Source organism: Novosphingobium sp. SG751A (assembly GCF_013149295.1).
In the GTDB taxonomy this organism is placed as follows: Bacteria; Pseudomonadota; Alphaproteobacteria; order Sphingomonadales; family Sphingomonadaceae; genus Novosphingobium.
Map to the genome: position 1 here is coordinate 1 of NZ_JABGCB010000057.1, position 2,590 is coordinate 2,590.

The following is a 2,590-nucleotide window of genomic DNA, read 5'->3' on the forward strand; positions in this document are numbered from 1 at the left end:
CGTAAGCGCGCAAAGCCCTGCACCTGTTCACTGATATCGTCATGATTGATTGTGTCCACGAGGAGATCGTGGACACAATGGCATTGGATGACGGGATTTCAGGGCAGACCGGAGTGGTGAGCGTTTCTCGCAATGGGAAGCGTCGGTATGATCCGATTTGGAAGGAGCGGTTGATCACAGCAGCGCTTGAACCGGGGGTTTCGATTGCAAGGCTCGCGCTGGAGCATGGGGTGAATGCTAACCAGTTGCGCAACTGGGTCAAAGTGCTTCGGGACCGACAGGGGGTGTGGACGCCAAAGGGTGTTCGGGCCTGCGGACCGTCAGTTTTCGTTCCGGTGGTTGAAGCCGCACCGACTGCACGCCCGCCTGCCAGCCCCTGCACCCTGGCATCGCCGGTACGCCTGCAATTGAAGGCATCGCTGCCCAATGGTGTTCTGCTTGAACTGGCCAATGCGGATGCACAAGCCCTGTCTGTGTTCATCGAAGTGCTGGGGCGTTGCAATGTTCCGGCTCGCTGAAGATCTGCGCGTCTATCTCCACCGGGAACCGATCGATTTCCGTTGTGGGATCAACAGCCTGGCGATCCTTGTCGAGCAGTCGATGGACCTCAATCCATTCGAGCGCGCGGTGTTCGCCTTCTGCAACCGGCGTCGGACCCGGATGAAGCTCCTGTTCTTTGAGCGGTCTGGCTTTGTCCTGGTGTTGAAGGCGCTGACGGAGGACAAGTTCCGATGGCCCCGGCGTGCGGAAGCGGTGGTGGCGCTCACCGCCGAGCAATTGCGATGGCTGCTGGACGGGATCGATATTGACGCGATGGTCCCTCATCCGGTGCGGCAATATCAGTTTGTTGGCTGAAGATTGTTGACGCGGGAGGGGGCTTCCGATTCAAGACTGTAATGGATCGAACCGGCGTCCCCACCATTGAAGAATTGATGGCGCTTCTGGCGGCGAAGGCCGCCCAGGTCGCTGCATTGGAGGCCGAGAAAGACGCCCTTGCACAGCGCATTCTGAAGCTTGAGGAGGAACTGGCGCTGGCACGGCTGCACCGCTTTGCGCCGCGCAGCGAAAAGCACATGGATCGTATCTTCAACGAAGCCGAGCAGGCCTCGCGTGAGGCCAGTGCAGACGAAGATCTCGACGATATCAATGAGCCGGACGCGATCGATCTTCCCGACACGGGATTGCCGGAGGCGCAGAATCCCGCAGGCAAAAAGCGCGGTCGCAAGCCACTGCCAGCCAACGTGCCGCGCCAACGCGTCGAGTATGACCTGGCCGACGACCAGCAGGTCTGCCCCTGCTGCAGCGGCCGGATGCATCGCATGGGCGAGGTCGTTACCGAGCAGCTTCACATTGAGGTGAAGGCCACGGTTCTGCAGAATGCCCGTGCCAAATATGCGTGCCGCCATTGCGACCGCACCGGGATCGCCACACCGATCATCATCGCCCCGATGCCCGCACAGCCCTTGCCGGGCAGCATTGCCACGGCCTCGACGCTGGCCTTTGCCCTTGTTCATAAATACGTCGATGGCACACCGCTCTATCGTCTGGCGCAAACCTTCGAGCGCGCGGGCGTGCCGGTCAGCCGTGGTGCACTGGGCCATTGGGTGATCGGTTCAAGCCAGAGGCACCTGTATCGCATCTATGATGCCTTGAAGCTGCGGCTCCGGTCCCAGGAGGTCATCCATGGCGACGAGACGACAGTTCAGGTTCTGAAGGAGGAAGGCAAGGTCCCGACCAGCACTTCGTATATGTGGGCGTACCGCAGCGCCGAGGACAGCGAGCAGCCGATCGTGCTGTTCGATTATCAGCCCGGTCGTGGTCAGGAATATCCGCAGACCTTCCTTGGCGACTATCGTGGCATCCTGATGAGCGACGGCTACTCGGCCTGGCGCACATTGAAAGGCGCCACCCATCTGGGATGTATGGCCCACGCCAGACGACGCTTTGCTGACGCCCTCAAGGCGAGGAAGAAAACAGGCGGTCCGCCCGCACAGGCCCTAAAATTCTTCGACCAGCTCTACCGGATCGAAAGGCAGGCGCGGGACGAAATACCCGTCGATGGGGAAAAGCAGGCCGACACCATGAGCCGCTTCCGCCAGAAACATAGCGTCCCGGTCCTCAATGCCCTCAAGGCGTGGCTCGATGCCATCGCACCCAAGGTCGTGCCTGACACCAAGCTTGGCGATGCGGTTTCCTACGCCCTCAACCAGTGGGGGTATCTGATGCGCTATGCCGAAGACGGCAGAATGCCGATCGACAACAATCTTATCGAGCGCGACATCAGGATCTTTGCAACAGGCAGGAAATCCTGGCTTTTCTGCGACACCCCGGACGGAGCACGGGCCAGCGCCGTCATCTACAGTCTGATGCTGACTGGCCGCGCCTGTGGCGTCGAGCCTCTCGCCTGGCTACGCCACGTCCTCACGGAACTGCCACAGCGCCCACATGGCGCCGATATCGACGATCTGCTGCCGTTCAACTTTAAAAAACAAGCCTGAACCGGCACCTTCGTTCCGCGCCACGCTCCCTTGCGCCATTTATGATCGCCGCCCTGTTAGCGTAATCCGCGTGCTGTGAAATGCGCGCTTAC

The 2,590-nt window shown here is 60.4% G+C and carries 3 protein-coding genes; all 3 read left to right on the forward strand.

Annotated features, from left to right (window positions below):
• Positions 1–77 precede the first annotated feature (77 nt).
• From FHW96_RS25790 to FHW96_RS25800, 3 genes are read left to right on the forward strand one after another with little or no spacing between them, the layout of a single operon-like run.
• Positions 78–518, forward strand: coding sequence for a transposase (locus tag FHW96_RS25790; RefSeq protein WP_216651090.1), 441 nt, complete (start codon positions 78–80; stop codon positions 516–518).
• A complete protein-coding gene (tnpB, locus tag FHW96_RS25795; RefSeq protein WP_172343427.1) occupies positions 502–855 on the forward strand; it encodes an IS66 family insertion sequence element accessory protein TnpB in 354 nt (117 codons plus the stop codon). Before FHW96_RS25790 ends, tnpB begins: the two co-directional genes overlap by 17 nt.
• Positions 856–896: 41 nt before the next feature.
• A complete protein-coding gene (locus FHW96_RS25800; protein ID WP_172343428.1) occupies positions 897–2,498 on the forward strand; it encodes an IS66 family transposase in 1,602 nt (533 codons plus the stop codon).
• The last annotated feature ends 92 nt before the right edge of the window (positions 2,499–2,590 follow it).

What these genes read in the sequence shown, in the direction of transcription:
- tnpB (WP_172343427.1), top strand. Translation starts at nt 502, where the DNA reads ATGTTCCGGCTCGCTGAAGATCTGCGCGTCTATCTCCACCGGGAACCG.
- FHW96_RS25800 (WP_172343428.1), top strand. Translation starts at nt 897, where the DNA reads ATGGATCGAACCGGCGTCCCCACCATTGAAGAATTGATGGCGCTTCTG.
- FHW96_RS25790 (WP_216651090.1), top strand. Translation starts at nt 78, where the DNA reads ATGGCATTGGATGACGGGATTTCAGGGCAGACCGGAGTGGTGAGCGTT.